Here is a 20,821-nt window from a genome sequence, read left to right as displayed (position 1 = left end):
AAGTATTAATACCGATACTTTTCATAATTATATGAAAATATATTGTAATTAGGCTTAGCTGAATATTTTTTGCATAAAAAACTATTTCAATTTTATATTATATAACATATTTGTTCAATTTTGTAGTGAATTAGAGAAAAAAATGTCAATATATAATATTTCTTAAAAAACTAAAATCACAGTTGAAATTATCAACTGTGATTTTAGTTTGAGTATTAAAATGAAAGATAGATACCTTATTTAGTTTGTAGCTCTTAGCAGCTTTTTATAGATATTTATTATTTAGAAATTCATTGGCAAATGTCTCATATGTTGAGGGCTTTCCGTAGAAATAACCTTGTATCATATCTATATCTGAAAATATTTTTATGGAATTGAGCTCACTTTCAAGCTCAACACCTTCAAGACAGGTAGTTATGTTTGCCTTGCTGCATAAAGAGCCTATAAATTGTATGAATGTGGCATCGAATTTATTGGAGTTAATGCCTTTTACAAATATTTTATCTATTTTTAACATATCTATCGGGATTTCTTTTAGTAATCCGAGAGATGAGCTTCCTACACCGAAGTCGTCCATAGCCACTTTTATTCCTAATTCCTGTATATTTTTGAATTTTTGTATAAGGTCATTTTTATTCTTAACTATGCTTGTTTCTGTCAATTCTAAAAACAATGTATTAGGTGTAAGAGCATATTTATTTAATATATCTTTTAGAAAATCTATAAAACTGTCATCCAATAACTGTAAATATGATACATTTACGTTTATATGGAAATTTTTCAGTTGTTTTTGTGCATGAATACAAACTTTTACAGATTCTGTAAGTACCCATTTGCCAAAATCTTGTATAAAGCCCATTTCTTCCAATATTGGAATGAATTCTTCAGGTGATACGCTACCGAATTCATCACATGTAAATCTTGCGAGAGATTCGGCGCCTAATAATTTGTCTGTTTTTGTATCTATATGTGATTGATAGACCAAATAAAAACCTGAAAAATTATTTGACATGCTGTCTCCTATTATCTGCGTCAATTTATTTTTTCTATATTTTAATTTCAGTATGTGTTTACTGAAAGATATCAATCTGTGTTTGTCATCTAATCTTGACTGCTCCAATGCATATTCAGCATTGCTTATGAGTGTGTTGTATGAATTTGAATCTTTCGGAAAGAAAGAACATCCGGCAGATATATTCAGATAATAGTTTTTTTCAGGAAGAACTTTGTATGTGGATAATATATTTTTTATTATATCAACAAGTTCCATACATTCACGAATATCGGCAGTTTCTATTTTTATAGCGAATATATTCCATTCAAATAGAAACAGCATCATATTGTCTTTCATAATATGCTGAAAAGTCTCAGCTAAATCTATGACTACATAATCGGCTATATTTCTGCCGAATATTTTTGAAATATTAGTCAGATTATCAAATTCTATGAGCAATATAGCCATAGGAGTATGTTTGTTTCTTAGATGTTCTTCTGTTAAGTTCTTCAAGTGAAATCTGTTAGGAAGATTTGTAGAATAATCTACAACAGGTTTTTTATTTAGCAATTTAATCATTATAGAAACAACATTAGGTTTTAAATTCTGGTCATAAGTCAATGATGCTCTTAATTTTGCAAAAATTACTTTACCAAATTTGTTTAAAATTCTAATTACTGTATCAAAAAATTCTATTTCGCCTGAAGACATTTTTCTTATAAATTGTTTGAACGCTGACAAATCTTTTTCATGAATAGAACGATATAGTGTGCTTTCAGAAAACAAATTTTTACTCTTTTCGGAATATCCGAGTTCATATAACAGTTTGTCAGGTATATATGTGTTTTTTGTTTTTAAATTGTAAAATATCAAATAATCTTCACAGACACTGGCAATAGAATTATAAAAATCAAGTAATTTAAAATCAAAACTGTTAAAAAGTGTCTGCTTACGGTTATCTTCAAAAGCTGATGAAAATTTCTTGCACTTATCTATATTAAAAGCAGTTAATACATACTTATATTTTGGATGATGTTCATTTTTTGTTATATAGACTTTGTAATATAAGTCTAATTTTTTATAATACATCTCTCTTTTGCAAGTTTCATTTAACGGCATATTTTTAAAATATACATCTGAACAACATTGATTTTTGAAACCGAATTCATTTTTTATCGGACATGATGCACATGGGTATTCATTTTCCATTAAAATTTCATAGCATTTAGTACGAACACCTTTATAATTAGCAATTTCTCTAAATTGCTCATTTGCATATGTGAGATTGAACTCATCGTCTATTGCATATACAACGGCATTCATAGATGATAAAATATAGTCAGAAATGGTATCGGTATTTTTTGGTATATAAACAAAATCCTTAAAATGTATGAATAAAGATACTATTTTTGATAATGAAATAAGATGATTTATATCATAATCGCTCCATGTTTTATTTTTATCACTTGATAGAAACCCCATAATTCCTACGATTTTGCGGTTGTCAAATATTATGTGATTACATAGATTTTTTATACCTTTTAAATGAAGTCTACGTTTTATATAATGAGGCAAAACACTAAAATCATTCAAAGTCATTATATAGTTATTATCATGGTTGAAAATCAATTTCGTGATATACGATATTGAGATTGAATTTATTTGTTTTCCTATTTCATCATCTTTTACAATAGAATTATTTATAAGATATTTTTCATTATCAGACAATGTAAAAAGATAAATAGAATCGATACCGATTTTATGTTCAAATGTTGAAAATAGATATTTTATGACATCGTTAAGATTAGAAGAATTAGATAATATGCTAAGTACAGAGTCGAAAAAATCTCCTCTTGGAAAATAATCTTCTAAAAATTGTGAAAATATCTCTTCTCTTGAAGTTTCGCTTAAAAGCTGAAGTTTATTAAATGACAGATATTCATTTTTATTTATTTTCAGTACATCTATGGATTCGCTCGGATACATATTTGTTTTGGCATCTGATATATTTTTTAAAAAAGTATCAATATTATCGCCTGATACATCAAGTATTGAGTAAACCGTTCTCATAGAAAAGGGTTTTACAAATCCGCTTCTTTTGAAAAAATATTGTGCATTTCCGGCAATAAAATCTATTTTACTTTTTATAGATTTAGTGGAATACACACTGTCCATAAAAATTAAAAATCTTTCTTTATCTATACAGGTTACAAAATCGTTTTTACCGAATTGAGACTTTAAAAATAAAGTTACCGATTTCAATAAATTAATATGTTCTATGTCATTATAATTATCCCAAATCAATCTTATTTTAATAACGCCGTAATTTGTGTTATTTTTTATAGCTGAAATCTGTTTAAAAGATTCATATGACAATAAGAATGTACTTTTGCGATAACTTGAATTTATAATTGTATATCTTTGCATATTTGGATAAATCCCACCTTCTCAGACATAAACTCAGATGATATAATAGAACGTGAAACTATGATTGATAATATTCGTTACAACATATTATCTTTATAGTTTAATTGAATTTTGACATATTTTTAAATTGAAATTTTTGGAATGTAGGTAGGTTTGTAGAAAATAAAAGTGGATAATACAGGGGGGATAAATATTTATTAATAAATAGAAACTACCAATCATACATCACAAAACGAAATCCCAATTTAATTATTTTGTATTAAATAGAATATTAATTAACGATTAGTGGGATATATTATTTTCAATATATTTAATTGTCATATGCTTATAAATGAAAAACTATCAAAATACTGATTAGAATCCATAAATAATAAATTTTTTATATTAATTAAAAATAATTGCTATATAAATTATTTTTTGTTAGATAAAAATATACAACTTTAATAGCATAATGTCAATAGAAATTTTTTGTAAACAAGAAAAAATTGAAAAATAAAGCACTATTTGAATAGAAATATAGGACCATATTGTTTGTTTATAAAAAAAATATGGTTTTTATATGATTATAGATTGAAAAATAAGTGCATTTTGATATAAAATATAGTTGTATAATTTTATTGAAGATATTTTAGGTATTATTATATTTTTTTATGCAAAGAGGTGATATATGGATACTTTGGAAAAAGCAAAAGATGTGATAGATGAAAATTTAGATATATTTGAAATTATTTTTTCAAATATAAAAAAGGCTATACCCAATATTATAATAGCTATTTTATTTTTTGTAATAGGATATTTCATAGCCAAGCTTCTAAGAAAAAAAATAAGGACTATGATGAATATTGCCAATATGGATGTAACACTTGCAGGTTTTTTGTCACAAGTACTGTTTTTTTGCGTACTTATAGTAGTATCAATAGCATCGCTCAGCATACTAGGCATACCGTCTTCGTCTTTTATTGCTGCACTTGGCGGTTTCGGCATAGCTGTAGGACTTGCTCTTCAAAGCAATCTTTCAAATTTTGCTTCAGGCATAATAATAATTATATTTAAGCCTTTTAAGGTAGGCGATTATATTGAAACAAAAGATCAAATATCTGGAACGGTAAGAACCATATCCATTATGAATACAGGTCTTGACACTACGGATAATAAAAAAATATTTATTCCTAATTCCAGCCTTACAACCAATTATGTAGTAAACTATTCTAAAAATGATATAAGAAATATAATATTAAACATTAAAATAAGTTATGATGCAAATCATAATAGAGCTATAGAAATATTGAAAAGCATATTAGAAAATAGTAAATATACTATTCAAGATGCGGATGTGATTTGTGAAATAAGCGAACTTTCTATATATTATGTGAATATATTGGCGAAAACAAGCGTAAAAAACAACAACTATTGGGATATGTATTATAGTGTTATGAGGGAGATAAAAGATAAATTTACAAGTGAAAAAATAGAATTTGCACATTTCGATACAATATACAAGGCATAATAAAAAATTTATGATAATATATTAAGGATATAGAGATGAAAAAGATAATTTTGGCTATTTTTGTAATATTGACTACAATAATTCTCAGTAGCTGTTTTAAAATAGCTACTCCGGAAGATTTATTGGTTTCACCTGCACTTAATCAGGAAAAAAGGGAGATGAAAGAGGCTGTAGATAATTTCAGACCTCCAAATTCTGCAAGTTATCCTGTTATAATGTCAGACAGTGACAGATCGATGTCTATGATAATAAGTGACTTGGACTTGGATTCATCAAGCGAGATAATATCATTTTATAAAAGTAAAGTTGACGATAAAATAGGTATGTTTATACTCAAAAAAGTGGACAATATATGGGTGAAAAAAGATGATATAAAATTTAACACTTATGAAATAAGTGAATTTATGATAGAAGATTTGAACGGTAATGGAAAAAAAGAGCTTATTGTTGAATCGTTTGAGCCTGAAAATACACTTAATCCAAGAAATTACAGCGTCATATATTTTGATAACAAAGAGGTAAAAGTGATAAAAGAAATCCCCAATATGATTATTGAAATAGCTGATATAAATTCGGACGGAAGAAAAGAAATATTTTCTATAACAAAAAATTTGTCGGATTTGGATTATGTTCTTAATATTGACGAATTTGACGGTAGTAAAATAGTAAATTACAGAAAAAAAGTGTTGAAAGATATAAAAAAACCGTATAATATTTCGATAGGCAAGATATTTGATGAGCAAATGGCAATATTTATAGATTATATAGGCGACAACAAGTATGAAAATACAGATATATTGTTATTTAATAAAAATCGCAAAGTACTAACAGATATGAGAGATATACAAGAGTTTAATAAAGGAAATTATCAGTTTAATGTACAGAGTCAAGATATTGATAACGATGGTATAATAGAAGTAGGATATAAGTTTAAGGCACCTAATTATTCCATGTCTATTCAAGATACAAAAGAAGGTGGACTTATAAACGGATATTTTAAAATAAAAAAAGACTATAAATTGGAGCTTGTCAAAGAAGTGTATGAAAATATAAACCTTGGATATGTAATGAATATACCTAAACTTTTTACGGGGAAATATACTATAAATGAAAATGATATGAATACAAATATTAATTTTATAAATCATTTAGGTAAGGAATATCCACTCATACAGATAAATTATATAAAAAAATATGAATGGCAACAAGACAATGAACTTAGAAACAGTATGCAGCTCATAACAGAAAATCAAGATTATGTAATAGCCGGAAAAGTGTTGGATTACAGTGACAGTTTAGATGATAAGGAGAGAGAAAGTTATTTACAGATGCGTTCGTCAGTACAAATTTTATCAAATGTTATAAAAGAAAGATTGTATAAATAAATTTTATAAAAATAATAAGAAGTTTAAAAAATTTGGAGGAAAAAATGAAAATACTTGTTTTGGAAGACGAGTTTTCAATAAGAAGTTTTATTACGCTTAATTTAAAAAGAGAAGGCTATGATGTTATAGAAAGTGCATCTGGAGAAGAGGCAATAGAGCTTTTTGATAAAAATCCGGATGTAAGCATGGCGGTTTTAGATGTAATGCTTCCTGGAATAGACGGATTTGAAGTGTTAAAACATATAAGAAACAAATCTCAAAATATCGGTATAATAATGCTTACAGCAAGGACTAATGAAGAGGATAAAGTACTCGGTTTGGAATACGGCGCAGATGATTATATAAGTAAACCGTTTTCACCAAAAGAGCTTATAGCAAGAATAAGAGCCCTTATAAGAAGAGTTACAAGTGTAGATATGAATAAAGAGGAGATAGAAAAACTTACGAGTGGAGAATTTACTCTTAATTTTTCAGAGAGAAAATTTCTTAAAGGCGATGAGGAAATAGAACTTACACCTAAAGAATTTGAAATATTGGAATTATTTATAAAAAATAAGGAAAAATCTCTTTCAAGAGATGAAATATTGGACAAGATATGGGGAAAAAACTACTATGGAGATTTCAAAGTGGTAGATGTAAATATAAGAAGAATAAGAATGAAAATAGAAAAAGACCCGTCAAATCCATCATATTTGAAAACTGTGTGGGGATATGGATATAGGTGGGAAGAAGATGAAAATTGAAAAAATATTTCAAAAAATAAAAAGATATACAGATTCAAGTATACAGACAAGAATGATAAAAAATTTTGGACTTATAATGGCAGTTACAATTGCAGTTTTGGAAATAATGATAATATCTGTAATATATAATTATTATTATGGCGGAGTAGAGCAAATACTAAAAGACAGGGTGACTCTTACAGCGGAATTTTTGAACAAGTCATCAAACTATTCTTCGTCATATGATAAGGCGAGAACTTTGCTCGGTATGTCAATGTCATCATTTGAGAACAAATTTTTGGTACAGTTCATAGATTCAGATAAAAAACTGATAATAGACTCAAACGGATTTTCAGACAATATTGAAGTGAACACACCAGACGTTGAGGCAGCTTTTCAAAAAAAGATATTTTTATATAGAGGGGTGAGTTCAAGCACAGGAGAAAAAATTCTTGCAGCAAGCAGGCCTCTTATAAGATACAATACAACAGATGGAGTTATAAGATTTGTAGTTTCGCTTGAAAAAGTAGATACGGAGATAAAAAATTTTGTCATAGCAAGTATAGTGCTCTGTATGATAATAGTAGGGTTTTTCTTGTTCACATCTTCGTTAATATCCACATCAATAGTAGAACCTATAAAAAAATTAAATTCTACTGCAAAGGAATTTGCAAAAGGAAATTTTAATGCAAGTGCAGAAAAAACATATAATGACGAGATAGGACAGCTTGTAGATACAATAAACTTCATGGCAAATGAAATAAAAAATACTGAAAAATTGAAAGTAGAGTTTGTGTCATCAATTTCACATGAGCTGAGAACACCGCTCACATCAATTAAAGGCTGGAGTGAAACCTTGCAAATGAGCGAAGGTTATATGAAAGATTCAGATGTGGCAACAGGACTTAATATAATATCGGCAGAGGCGGAAAGATTAAGTATAATGGTGGAAGAGCTACTGGATTTTTCAAGATTTCAATCAAATTCTATGAAAGTTATAAAAAAACCTGTGAACATAAAAGATGTAATATTTCAGGTATATAGACAGTTTTCGAATAAGAGAGCCAATATAAGCCTAAAATGTGACTTAAAAGGTGAAGACACTATAATAAATGCAGATGAAAACAGACTAAAACAAATATATATAAATTTGGTTACAAATTCTATCAAATTTACAAAAGAAGGCGGAGAGATAGAGCTTATAGCCATAGGCTATGAAGATAAAATAGTAACAGTTGTAAAAGACAACGGAATAGGAATAAAAGCTGAAAATTTACCTCATATAACAGAAAAATTTTATAAAGGCACAAGTACAATGCCGGGAAATGGTTTAGGTCTGTCAATAGTAGATGAATTGGTAAAATTACAAGATGGAGTTATGACAATAGAAAGTGAATACGAAGTAGGAACAAAAATAACTATAGTATTCCCTGCATTTAAAGAAGAAGTCTTGGAAAATGATGAAATTTTGGAAGATATAAATGGAGAGCTTTAGTATAAAAAAGACATAGAAATTATATAATACGATTAACTGATTAATGTAAAATGTTGAATTGTATGTATTTTTTATTAGATGTGCTCACATTTTTTAGAAATAAATGTTATTTTAAATAGGTTTTAGTATTATTTATATCAGGTTGACCTGAATTTTGAATATATTACGGTGTAATTATGGATAATTATATTATAGATTTATATGGAAAAGATATTGACTCAATTCATCTTAAAAATGATGCGGACAGATTTGTAATAGAAAATGATACAGGCAGAGGCATAATTACAAACTATCATATTTGCGACGGTTTGGATATAACGTTTAATAATATTCAAATGGATTATTATGAAGGAAATTTTGAATTTAAAGCTGACATAATTGAGATTAATCATTGTAAAGACGGCAGATGTGAATATGAGATTGACTCAAATACAGTAGCTTTTGTATCAAGAGGAGATTTATCCATATCCAATACCATTGATAATACAGGAATATCATATTTTCCAACAAAACTATATAGAGGAATAAGTCTATATATAGATATAGAAAAAATACAAAACAGCAGACTTATAAAAGAATTTGATATAAACCTTTCAAAGATAGCTTCGCTTGCAAAAGGAGGAAATGTCAAGATATTTCGCTCAAATGAGAGATTGGAGCATATATTTTATGAGTTTTACAATGCCCAAAAATATTTTTTGAAAGAGTATCTTAAAGTAAAAAGTATAGAGTTGTTACTTTTTGTATCAAATATAGATTGGAATAATGAAATAAAAAATACCTCTTTTTTGAACAAAAAACAATTATATAAGATAAAAAAAGTAAGAAATTTTATATTAAAAAATCTTGAAAATCACTATACTATAGAACAACTTTCCAAAAAATTCGACATATCAGAATCTTCGCTTAAAAATCAGTTTAAGAAACTTTATGGCGAAAGTATATACAGTTATACAAAAAAACTAAGGCTTGAAAAGTCAAAAACTTTGTTGTTGGAGGGAAAAATGTCAATAGCTCAAATAGCATTAGAGAGCGGTTACGAAAATCCGGCAAAATTTTCATCAGCTTTTAAAAAAGAATTTGGGGTTATACCGTCAAAGTTTCAAATATAACATTATAATTCAATATCTTTATTGGTTTTTAGTATAAATATGCATATTTTTATAAAAAATGGCAAAAATCTATATATTAAAGATTTTGCCATTTTTTTTAGTATAATTTATTATATCCTATTCATTATCTAATTGAACCGTCATAAATACAATGATAAATTGAATATATTTAATTAGGAGTGCTTTGGAATATATTTATTACATATGTCTAAATGGATAGTTTTTAGTCTTTAAAGAGTAGAAAAAGGAAAAATCTTATGATAATATATATCATAAGATATGTATAAGTAGTTGATTGTTAAAGCAAAAACAATAATTTGTAAAAATTTATTTTTTAAAAGAGGGTGAAATAATTGAATGTATTAAAAAAACATATAGATAAGATAATATTTTCTATAATTATGGCTGTGATAGGTGTAGCTTTCAGTGTAGTACCGTATTTTGCAGTAGCTGATATTATAAATAAAATAATAGACAATAACAAAAACCTATCAGAGTTTGTATCATCGATATTACTCATATTTGTCGGACTTGTAGGGGGAGTTATATTTCATTACATATCTACACTTACTTCTCATAACTTGGCTTTTAGTATAATAGAAACGTCAAGACATACGGTTGCACAAAAACTTGAAAGCTTGTCTATGGGAGAGATAGAAAAGAAAAGTAGCGGTCAGTGGTCGCAATTTATGACAGAAACTTTGGATAAAATGGAAAGACCTATTGCTCACGTCATACCTGAGGTAATTGCCAATTTACTTGTACCTGCCACACTTGTTGTGATAATTTTTTCTATGGATTGGAGAATAGGGCTTGCTAATCTTGCAACACTTCCGCTCGGATTTTTATTTTCTCTTTTGATGATGAGGGGATATGAAGAAAAATCGAGAAGATACCAAGAGGCAGCTAAGTCTATGAACACAACAGCAGTAGAGTACATAAGAGGCATAAATGTTATAAAAGCATTTAATAAATCAGCATCGTCATACGGAAAATTTAAGACGGCTGTGGAAAATAATAAATCTGCAATGCTTGATTGGTATTTGAGTGTTTGCTTTTCTATGACTGCAACTATGGAAGTTTTACCTTCTACGCTTGTGTTTGTCTTGCCTGTTGCGTTGTTTTTGTATATGAAGGGTAGTGTAAATACCGGAACTTTAATAATGTGCGTACTTTTATCTTATGCTTCATATAAACCTCTAATCAAGGCTATGAGTCATTCGGAAACTATAGCAAACGTAAAAGTGATAATAGATGAAATAAAATCAGTAATGGATTTGCCACAACTTGAGCGTGGCGATAAAATCCAAATGATAAACTCATATGATGTAAAATTTGACAAAGTAGGATTCGCCTACAATGAAAATGTGAGAGTTTTTGACGATTTGTCATTTATAGCAAAAGAGGGAGAGCTTACAGCTATAGTGGGTTATTCAGGAAGCGGAAAATCGACTGTAGCAAAACTTATTGCAGGTTTTTGGAATATTGACAGAGGTAAGATAATTATAGGGAACACAAATTTAAAGGATATGCCTCTTTCACAAAATATGGATATAGTTACTTATGTGTCGCAGGAGAATTATTTGTTTCAAAAAAGTATAACTGATAATATGAGAATGGCAAAAAATGACGCAAGTATAGAAGAAATACAAGACGCTTGCAAAAAAGCAAGTTGTCATGATTTTATAATGAGCCTTGAAAACGGATACGACACTATAATAGGAGAAGGTGGAGGAAGTTTGTCAGGAGGAGAAAGACAAAGAATAACAATAGCAAGAGCACTTCTGAAAAACAGTCCTATAGTTGTGCTTGATGAGGCTACAGCGTATTCTGATCCTGATAATGAGGCAAATATTCAAAAATCTATAAATGCACTTATAAAAAACAAAACGGTTATTATGATTGCACATAGACTTTCCACTATTATTCATGCAGATAAAATAATAGTTTTAGATAAAGGTAAAATAGAAAATATCGGTACCCATAAAGAACTTCTTGAAAAAAGTGAGATTTATAAAAAAATGTGGAATGCACATATAAGTATGAAGGAAGAGGTGATATAGATGAGAGAGCTTATAAAAAAACTGTATCAAGTTTCCGGAAATCAATCAAAAAGAATTACGAATATGTTTATATTTGAAGTTATAAAAAATATTTTTGAAGGTATGACATTAGGTGCAGTATTGTTGTTTTTATTAAAAATTACTCAAAATATATTTGAAAAAAGGGAAATTTTAAACGAAGATATAATATCAGTATTTGCAGTAGCATTTATGAGTGTTACGGGAAAGATATTTTTCGGATATATGGCAGATAGAAATAAATTTATCGCATCTTATACAATGGGGGCAGAAAATAGACTGTATATAGGCGATAGACTTAAAAGAGTGAATATGGGTTATTTCAGCAATAACAGACTTGGAGATATAGCGAGCGGGCTTACAACAATAGTAGGAGAATTGGAGACTGTAGGAATATATATTATAGAGATGTTGTTTGTAGGAGTTATCCAAACATTTATTATGGCAATTTTTATGATACCTTTTGATTTTGTTACAGGAGTAATTATTATATCAGCATTGATTTTAGGTGTTATTGTAAACAATATTTTTCAAACAAAAGCTGATGAAAGTACAAAAAAACTTTTGGGATTGAAAATAAATCTAAATGCGGATATGCTTGAATATGTAAAAGGCATAGGTGTGATAAAGTCTTTTGGGAAAGGTAAGGAAGTATTAAAAAACTTGGAAAAAAGTATCTCAGAAAATAAAAAAGGATTTTTTGATGTGGAAAAAGCGGTAGCACCGGTTGGAATACTGTTTTTGTTAATTTTTAAATTAGCGATATGCTTAATAATTTTTGCAAGTTTGACAAGATATACACAAGGTGAAATCTCGGCTCATAAAGCTATAATGCTCATAGTGTCAAGTTTTATAGTTTTCGGAGGTTTTGAGATGACAGGCAGTATGCAAAATATAATGGGAGTTGCAGTACAAAATTTGGACGCCTTGACAAAGCTGAGAGATATACCTACTATTGAGGAGGGAGAAAAACAAACTGTAGATAATTGTGAAATAGAAATGCAAGATATAAATTTTTCTTATAATGATGACACATTGTTTAAAAACTTGAGTGTTGTAATTCCTGATGGAAAAACAACTGCAATAGTAGGTCCGTCAGGAAGCGGCAAGACTACATTGTGTAATCTTATGGCAAGATTTTGGGATGTGAATTACGGGAAAATACTTGTAGGAAAAACAGATGTAAAAGACTATTCATATGATTATTTACTCTCTAACTTTTCATTTGTATTTCAAGACGTTTATTTGTTTGATGACAGTATAAGAAACAATATAAAATTCGGAAATACAGATGCTACTGATGATGAGATGATTGAAGTTGCGAAATTGGCAAGATGCCACGACTTTATTATGCAGTTAAAAGACGGATATGACACAATATTACAAGAAGGAGGAAGTAATCTGTCAGGAGGAGAAAGACAAAGAATATCTATAGCAAGAGCTATGTTAAAACCAAGTAAATTTGTAATATTGGATGAAGCAACTTCAAGTGTAGACCCTGAAAATGAAGAACAGCTTATGACAGCATTAAAAAATTTACTTAAAGGTAAAACTGCCATAATAATAGCCCATAAATTGGATACTATAAGAGAAGCCGACAAAATAATCGTACTCGATAGAGGAAGTGTGGAAAGTATAGGTACACATGATGAACTTATGAAAATATCAAAAGTCTATAAAAATTTTATAATTCAAAGACAAGATGCAATAAAATGGCAACTTTCAAATTAATACTATTGATTATTCAATCAAATAATAGTATCATACTTATATGGTTAAATATAGATGTTTTTTAATATAATGCTCAAATATATTTTGCTCGGAGTAATTTTTTATAAATATCTGAAAAACGGATATTTATAAAAGCGTTAGTTATTTCGTTTGCAAAATATTTTGGGCATATTCTAATTTGTACTAAAATCTAATAGAATTGTATATTTAATAAAAATTGATATACTTACTATATGGTAAAAAATATACGGAATATAACTCATAACATTTGTATAAAATCAATGATTTAAACAAATTTTGGCATATAAAGTATAAATCGTGGCTTATATAAAATAAATAATTTAAATAGTGTTTATATATTTTATACTGAAGAAAATTTATCAGTGGAGATTTTATGAAAAACTTAGGACTTTATTTTCATATACCGTTTTGTAATTCAAAGTGCTTGTACTGTGATTTTGATTCCGGTATTTCCGATTATTTGCATAAAAAGAGATATGCAAATGCTCTTATGAAAGAAATAGACATGGCAATTACAAAATACAGCTTAAATGATTATAAAATAGATACAGTGTTTATAGGAGGAGGAACACCGACTTCATTAGATGAAGATTTATTGCAAAAAGTATTGCAAAAAATAGATAAAAGCTTTAATTTCAGTGATAATTTGGAATATACTATAGAGATGAATCCTAATTCTGTGACAGATGAAAAAATAGAGATTATAAGAGAATCTAAGATAAACAGAGTAAGCATAGGTCTCCAGTCTACAAATATGATAGAATTAAAGGCATTAGGAAGAACTCACACATATGAAGAGTTTTTAAGTACGTATAAAAAACTTAGAAACAAAGGATTTACAAATATAAGTATAGATTTGATGATGGGAATACCTAATCAAGATTTTAAGACATATGAAGAAAATTTGAGAAATATAATATCATTAATGCCTGAACATATTTCTGCTTATATGCTTATAATTGAGGAGGACACACCTTTTTTTGATATGTATGAAAAAGGTATTATAAGTGTAGACGATGAACTTACACTAAAACTGTATGAGTACACCATAAATAAATTGCAACAATATGGATATAATCAGTATGAGTTTTCAAATTTTGCCAAAAAAGGCTATGAGTGCAAGCATAATATCAAATATTGGAAAGTTGAAGAATATCTCGGATTTGGGCAAAACGCACATTCTTTGTTTGGAGAAAAAAGGTTTGAAAATTACTCTGATGAATATATAAATAGTATAGAAAAAGGAGAGTTACCGATAAATAACGTGCAAGAGCATACAAAAAAAGATATGTATGAAGAATGGATATTTTTAAAACTCAGAATGAACGAAGGTATAGATATAAGTGAGTTGGATAAACAATTTGATATAAATTTTAAAGAAAAATATGCAGGCAGTTTGGAAAAATTATATAAAGAAAATTTGATACAAGAATATGATAAATATTTAAGATTGACTACAAAAGGCATAGAAGTAAGTAATACAGTGTTTTTAGAGTTTATTTAGTTTGAATTGCATAAAATAAAAATAAATTTGGAATATAATTGACATATGACAGAAATGATGATATGCTTATATAAAGTTATTTGCATATGTCGGAAAGGAGAAGTCATGCCGAGACCAAAACGATGTAGAAGAATATGCGGATATCCAAGCTATTGGAGTTTTGCACCTGAAGATGTAAAAAACTCTGAAGTTATTGCTTTCAAACTTGATGAATATGAAACTGTCCGTCTGATTGATTATGAAAAAATGACTCAGGAAGAATGTGCGTCTGCAATGGGTGTATCAAGAGCAACCATAACAAGCATATATGAAAAAGCTCGTTATAAGTTGGCAGATGCTATAGTTAACGGAAAACGTATCCGTATTACAGGAGGCTCTTATTGTATTGACTATATTCCGGCATCGGCTGAAATAAGCGAAAAAGGAGAAAATATTATGAGAATAGCAGTTACTTATGAAAAGGAAATGGTAGGTCAACATTTTGGAAAGACAGAAAAATTTAAGATTTATGATGTGGAAAACGGAGAAATTAAATCATCTCGAGTAATTGATACAAATGGTAACGGACACGGTGCACTTGCAGGTTTTCTTCGTGCTGCTGAGGTTGAAACTTTGATTTGTGGAGGCATAGGAGCAGGTGCAAGAAATGCCTTGAAAGAAGTAAGCATAAAACTTTTGCCTGGAGTGACAGGAAATGCTGATGAAATGGTGAAGAACTATCTATCAGGAAATCTTGAGTATAATCCGGATATAGAGTGTCATCATCACGATCACGACCATGGTGAAGGGCATAGTTGCCATCATTAATGCTATTTATCTAACGTATTATGTTGAATTGATCTTGTAGAAAAATATCTAAACATGGATTTTTTAAAAGCATCTCTTTTGAGGTGCTTTTTTACATAGAGAAAATTGATTTTAAGTTTAATTATTATCTTTTATGAATATCCTTATATCAATGAAAAATATTTTTGTCAATACATGATTAAATAGGCATATAGTACAATTTTGAGTTTTGCTTTAATGATAAATTAATGTCAATGTGTTTTAGAATTATTTGGGAATATACTACGAATTATAAATGAATAAAAATGCCTAAAAAAAATTATTTTTTTTGTTATTTTTTGTTTTTTCTTGGTATAATATGAATTAGTGAATTACAAAATATATTTTATAAATATAAATATGTGCAAAATAAATAGATTTTTTGTCTTGATATATAGGTGTTTGAAATATAAGTAAATGATAAAAAAGAGATATGTTAAATAATCTTATTTGTATATATTTATAGTGTTAGCTTAATAAAATTTGACATTTTATATATTTATTCAAAAACTTGGAGGAATTTTATGTTAAGAAAAAAAGTATTAGCTTTTGCAGTTGCATTTGCTTTAGTGTTGCCTATTTGCAGTGTACCTACCAATTCATACGCATATAGGGATGTAACTCAATCAGAGCACAGTAATCAAGTTGCAGAAATAGAAGATATTGCAGATATAACGGATGAGTTTGTCAATAAGTACAAAGACAGAGCAGAGCTTTATTTATCAGCACCTGATAAAAAAGAAATAAAAAATATAGGAAAACTCAAAGATTTTAAAAATCTTACGACTTTGAGTATCAAATCATATAATATAGAAGAAACGGCTCTAAAAAATTTAATAAAAGAGTTGCCTAAATTAAGTAAAATTATAATTGATACAAATAAATTCATAGATTTAGGAGGTATATCCAACGAAATAAGGCAATATGGCGGAAGTCAAAAGATTGAAACTATAATACAAGATGTTAATTTAGAAGATGTTTTTACAAAAAATACCATTGACAATCCTATTAAAATTAATGGAAAACCTGTAGCTATAAATACAACTATAACTGCAAATGGATATAATATACCGGATGTTATAGATAATAGTGAACCGTCAAAAATAAAAATTAAAAATTTTAATAAACTTGTAGAAAACGGTCTTGTTGAAATAGAACTAAGCTATGATAAAACAGTTTATAAACAAATAAATACAAAGCAATTTAAAGATATTAAATTTGAAGGTAATATACGTCTGAAAATTGATAAGCCTGGTTTAGCGATAAATGTGGTAGACGGTACATCGAATAAAACAGAGGCAAAACCTGGAGAGAAGGTAGAACTTAAAGCAGAGAAAACAAAAGATGGAAAGAAATTTGATAAGTGGGTAAGTGATGATGTAGTTATAACAAATAGTAACTCAAGAACAGAGGCAAGCTTTACTATGCCGAATAAAGCAGTAACTGTAAAGGCGACATATAAAGACTATGAGAAAATAAATAATCTTGAAGCAACAACAGGTACTATATTGATGACAACAATTACAACAGATGTCGAGCTTAAAGTAACACCTGAGGAAAATAGTGATGAATTAACATGGACATCATCAAGAGAAAGTGTTGCAACAGTAGATAATACAGGAAGAGTTACTGCAAAAGCAAAAGGCGAAACAGTAATAACAGCAAAATCACTATTAAATGTAACAACAAGTGTAAGCTTAAAAGTAATAACAGAAGGTCTGCCTGATGCTACAATAGAAGAACCGAAACCTGAAAAACCAAAAGAACCGCAAAAATCTGAAGAATCACAAAAATCACAAGAACCTGAAAAAAAATCAAATTCAAACGATAAAGCTAAAAGCAACAGTAATTCAAGCACATCAGGTGGTGGTGGAGGTGGCGGAGGCTCATCATCAGCACCAAAACCTGTACAAAAACCTGTAGAAGCTCAAACTGAAACTGCAACACAAGAAAAAGCACAAACAAATCAATCACAACAAGAAATATCAAAAGAAATAAAAGTATCAGATGTAATGACAACAAAAGAGGCGGAAACAAAAGTAAATAATCTGAACGATATAAACGAAATAACATGGAGTAAACAAGCAATAGTAAAAGTAATGCAAAAAGGAATAATGTCTGGAGATACAAGCGGAAAATTCATGCCGAAAAAAAGCGTAACAAGAGCAGAAGTAGCCCAAGTAATAGCAAATATAATAGGGAAAAAATCACAAAGTGCAAAAGCAGTAAAAGATGTAGACTCTGATAAATGGTATGCAAACGCAGTACAAACAGTGTTGGAAAACAAAATATTCACACAAGACGAAAAAGGCAACTTCAGACCTCAAAGTAAAATAACAAGAGCTGAATTATTTGTAGTAATAGCCAGATTCAAAGGAATAGAACCATTAGAAGATGCAAAAGCAAAAGAAGTATTGGCAAATTATAAAGATATAGAATCTATACCTAATTGGGCGCTGGGATATGTATCAGCCTTAGTAGATAAAGGAATAGTAAACGGATCTGATAACAAGATAAGTGCAAATGATAATTTAACAAGAGAACAATTAGCAAAAATATTTTCAAATATCGTAGAATAATATCAATAGTATAGCTTTGCCAAATTATAGCAAAATAATAAAAAATTTCAAAAAAACTGTTCTATCAATTATGATAGAGCAGTTTTTTGTATAAAGAAAACTAATTTTATATTATTTTCTAATAAAATTATGGATGATTTGTATAATTATATAACATTAATATAAATAATTTATTTGAAAAATTAATTATTATGATTTTTCATTATTCTATAAGATTTTAGTATCAGTTTTAATTATTAGCTTTTACAAATATCTATATAATTAATGGAAAATGTGTTTTGTATACTAAAATTCTATTTATAAAATCTCTGTATTTTATATACTTTGTTATTTAAAAAACATAAATTTTTAAGTATATGATTATAAAATGAGCTTTTAATTAGTTTTAAATGGAATTAATGTTTGTGCAACAAATATTAAAACTATACATAGTACTGTATATTTGGTATAATAAATGTGCCATAAACTTGAAATTTATGGGTTTTATATGTACATATTAAAAATAAAAAAGCTTTACAAAATTAAGAGGTTACTGAATTTATATATTTACTGTATGAAATCTTATAATAATTATATTGTGTATTATACTAATCCCTAATTAAATGGACATATGATAAAAATGTTAAATGTAATGTATTTGATTAGGAGTGCTTTTGGATACTTCTGTTTTAGGGCTCACCTTAATAAAATGTATTCAAACGCATATGTATATTTTAATACTATATTAAATATAGTATTAAGACATCATAGACGATATGTTATGTAGAAACTTTTCATGAAAAGGAGAGGATAGAATGGCAGAAGGAAATGATAAAGCTATATTGAAAGATAAAGCTTATAACAAAAAAGAATTTATAGTTCCGCTTATTGTTTATATTATAGGATTTGTAATCTGCTTTATTTTTGCTCAGAAATCGGATGAACTTACTGTAGGTGCTTTTATAGGCTACATAGTGCTCAGTATAGGTACAATCATGATTTTAAGAACTTGGGTAAATGAAAAGTATAGACTCGGACTTAAAATAAAATTTCCGCTTAGTTTAATTTTTCCGTCTTATCCGCTTGTAGAAGACTATGATGAATTAACAAGGAGAATGAGCTCATTTAAAACAGCGTACAGTCAGTTTATAGGCAGTAAAGATATAAATAAGGACAACAGTAAGATACAAGAGTATGCTACACAACTTTTATGGCATGGTATTTATCTTCAAAAAAGACGCTTGGAAAAACTAAATGTACAAATAGATTTGCAATCAAGCAGACGTTCGTATTCCAAGAATTCAAACCCCGTTCGTTCCAGTACATATTTTGACGGCAGATACAATGTGGATGATGCCTATGAAGAGATTTATTGTACAAGGACTTATCGATGTGGCGGTAAAGATATAAAACGAGTATATGATAAGGAAGTTGCTCATTATACATTTTTGTCTGCCAAAAATGTCGGAGGAGATGATGTTGTGTGTCCAAACTGTGGCAGTATATCATCAAGGAGCAATTTGATTGACGGATGTGATTTTTGCGGGACAAAATTTACTGTAGAAGACTTGGATAGTAGGGTAGGCAGTTTCGGATTTTGTCGTGATTTTCAAGTAATAGAAGGGAAACGTCAAGCTATAAAAAAATTAATATATCCTTGGGCTTATATGATTGGAATGCTACCGTTTATCAACATGGGATTTTTTCTACCGTTTTTATATGTAAAAGATATGAATATCTTTATGAGATTTGTCGGAGGATTATTGAGTGCACTTACACTTGGTTTTGCCGGATTTGCAATTGTAACTTTTTCAATGTTTTTTATAGTGCCGATCGTATTTTTATTTAATTCGAATTTTGAACTTTTAGATGACAAGTTGGTATGTCGTCCGAAAGAAAAAATAGATAAAGAAATAAAAAGGGCAAATGAAGTGAGAAAATATGATCCTTTATTTTCTATTCAAAGTTTCTTCGGAGGAGTCCAAAATAAACTGTATGCCATACATTTTGCAGATACGGAAAATATGGTCAATGCTTTTTCTGAATGTGATCTTTCAAGGCAGTTGCAAAATTATAAGGATGTCGTTGATATGGACACCTTATCTTTTTATATAAATACATATCAGGTAAAAGATGATATGCAAATTGCAAGTGTAAGTGTGAATTTATTGCTTAGAGAATTAAAAAACGGTAAGATTGAAAATAGAAAAGAATTTGTAACGATTAGACTTGAAAAAAACAAAGATTGTAAAACACAGGCAGTTTGTGGACCGTCTATTCTAAAATGTATAAAATGTGGTGCCAACTTATCTCTCATAGAAGGCAAGACATGTGAGTTTTGCGGAAACGAATTGAATCTGAAAGAACATGACTGGGTGATTACAAAATATCATACCTATTATAAGAAATCAGAAAAAACTAAATAAAAAGGTATATAAAACAATCTACATTGTAGTAAG

Annotated in this window: 12 protein-coding genes; 11 read left to right on the top strand and 1 reads right to left on the bottom strand. The window is 28.5% G+C overall.

Features of this window, described 5'->3' with window-relative positions; translation table 11 throughout:
* Positions 1–265: 265 nt before the first annotated feature.
* Positions 266–3,421, bottom strand: coding sequence for a GGDEF domain-containing phosphodiesterase (locus HMPREF9630_RS09835; RefSeq protein WP_009528306.1), 3,156 nt, complete (start codon positions 3,419–3,421; stop codon positions 266–268).
* A gap of 667 nt (positions 3,422–4,088) precedes the next feature.
* Between HMPREF9630_RS09835 and HMPREF9630_RS09825 the strand changes: the two genes are divergently transcribed.
* The 11 genes from HMPREF9630_RS09825 (at position 4,089) to HMPREF9630_RS09775 (ending at position 20,788) form a co-directional block, all read left to right on the top strand.
* Entirely contained in the window at positions 4,089–4,928 is an 840-nt protein-coding gene (locus HMPREF9630_RS09825; RefSeq protein WP_009528305.1) for a mechanosensitive ion channel family protein, read from the top strand.
* A 35-nt stretch (positions 4,929–4,963) separates the two neighbouring features.
* The gene (locus tag HMPREF9630_RS09820) at positions 4,964–6,313 is read left to right on the top strand and encodes a hypothetical protein (RefSeq protein WP_009528304.1); all 1,350 of its coding nucleotides are present in this window, start codon (positions 4,964–4,966) and stop codon (positions 6,311–6,313) included.
* 44 nt (positions 6,314–6,357) lie between these two features.
* Positions 6,358–7,056 carry a response regulator transcription factor gene (locus HMPREF9630_RS09815; RefSeq protein WP_009528303.1) on the top strand — a complete coding sequence of 233 codons (699 nt, stop codon included), beginning with the start codon at positions 6,358–6,360 and terminating at the stop codon, positions 7,054–7,056.
* Positions 7,046–8,530 (top strand): sensor histidine kinase, encoded by a 1,485-nt coding sequence (locus HMPREF9630_RS09810; RefSeq protein WP_009528302.1) that lies wholly within the window; start codon positions 7,046–7,048, stop codon positions 8,528–8,530. The genes HMPREF9630_RS09815 and HMPREF9630_RS09810 overlap by 11 nt, the downstream gene beginning before the upstream one ends.
* A gap of 176 nt (positions 8,531–8,706) precedes the next feature.
* The gene (locus tag HMPREF9630_RS09805) at positions 8,707–9,642 is read left to right on the top strand and encodes a helix-turn-helix domain-containing protein (RefSeq protein WP_009528301.1); all 936 of its coding nucleotides are present in this window, start codon (positions 8,707–8,709) and stop codon (positions 9,640–9,642) included.
* Between the two features lie 353 nt (positions 9,643–9,995).
* Positions 9,996–11,705 carry an ABC transporter ATP-binding protein gene (locus tag HMPREF9630_RS09800; protein WP_009528300.1) on the top strand — a complete coding sequence of 570 codons (1,710 nt, stop codon included), beginning with the start codon at positions 9,996–9,998 and terminating at the stop codon, positions 11,703–11,705.
* Entirely contained in the window at positions 11,706–13,454 is a 1,749-nt protein-coding gene (locus tag HMPREF9630_RS09795) for an ABC transporter ATP-binding protein (RefSeq protein WP_009528299.1), read from the top strand.
* A gap of 394 nt (positions 13,455–13,848) precedes the next feature.
* Positions 13,849–14,979, top strand: coding sequence for a radical SAM family heme chaperone HemW (gene hemW / locus HMPREF9630_RS09790; protein ID WP_009528298.1), 1,131 nt, complete (start codon positions 13,849–13,851; stop codon positions 14,977–14,979).
* 105 nt (positions 14,980–15,084) lie between these two features.
* Positions 15,085–15,786, top strand: a complete 702-nt coding sequence (locus tag HMPREF9630_RS09785; RefSeq protein ID WP_009528297.1) for a DUF134 domain-containing protein — start codon at positions 15,085–15,087, stop codon at positions 15,784–15,786.
* A 542-nt stretch (positions 15,787–16,328) separates the two neighbouring features.
* On the top strand, positions 16,329–18,383 hold the full coding sequence (locus HMPREF9630_RS09780) for an S-layer homology domain-containing protein (RefSeq protein WP_009528296.1): 2,055 nt from the start codon (positions 16,329–16,331) through the stop codon (positions 18,381–18,383).
* Positions 18,384–19,177: 794 nt separating this feature from the next.
* Complete coding sequence (locus HMPREF9630_RS09775; RefSeq protein ID WP_009528295.1) at positions 19,178–20,788, top strand: hypothetical protein; 1,611 nt, start codon at positions 19,178–19,180, stop codon at positions 20,786–20,788.
* Positions 20,789–20,821: the final 33 nt, after the last annotated feature.

It is taken from the genome of Peptoanaerobacter stomatis (assembly GCF_000238095.2).
Taxonomy (GTDB): Bacteria; Bacillota; Clostridia; order Peptostreptococcales; family Filifactoraceae; genus Peptoanaerobacter; species Peptoanaerobacter stomatis_A.
Note: the sequence above shows the minus strand (reverse complement) of the source record. Positions and strands in the feature narration are given on the sequence as shown.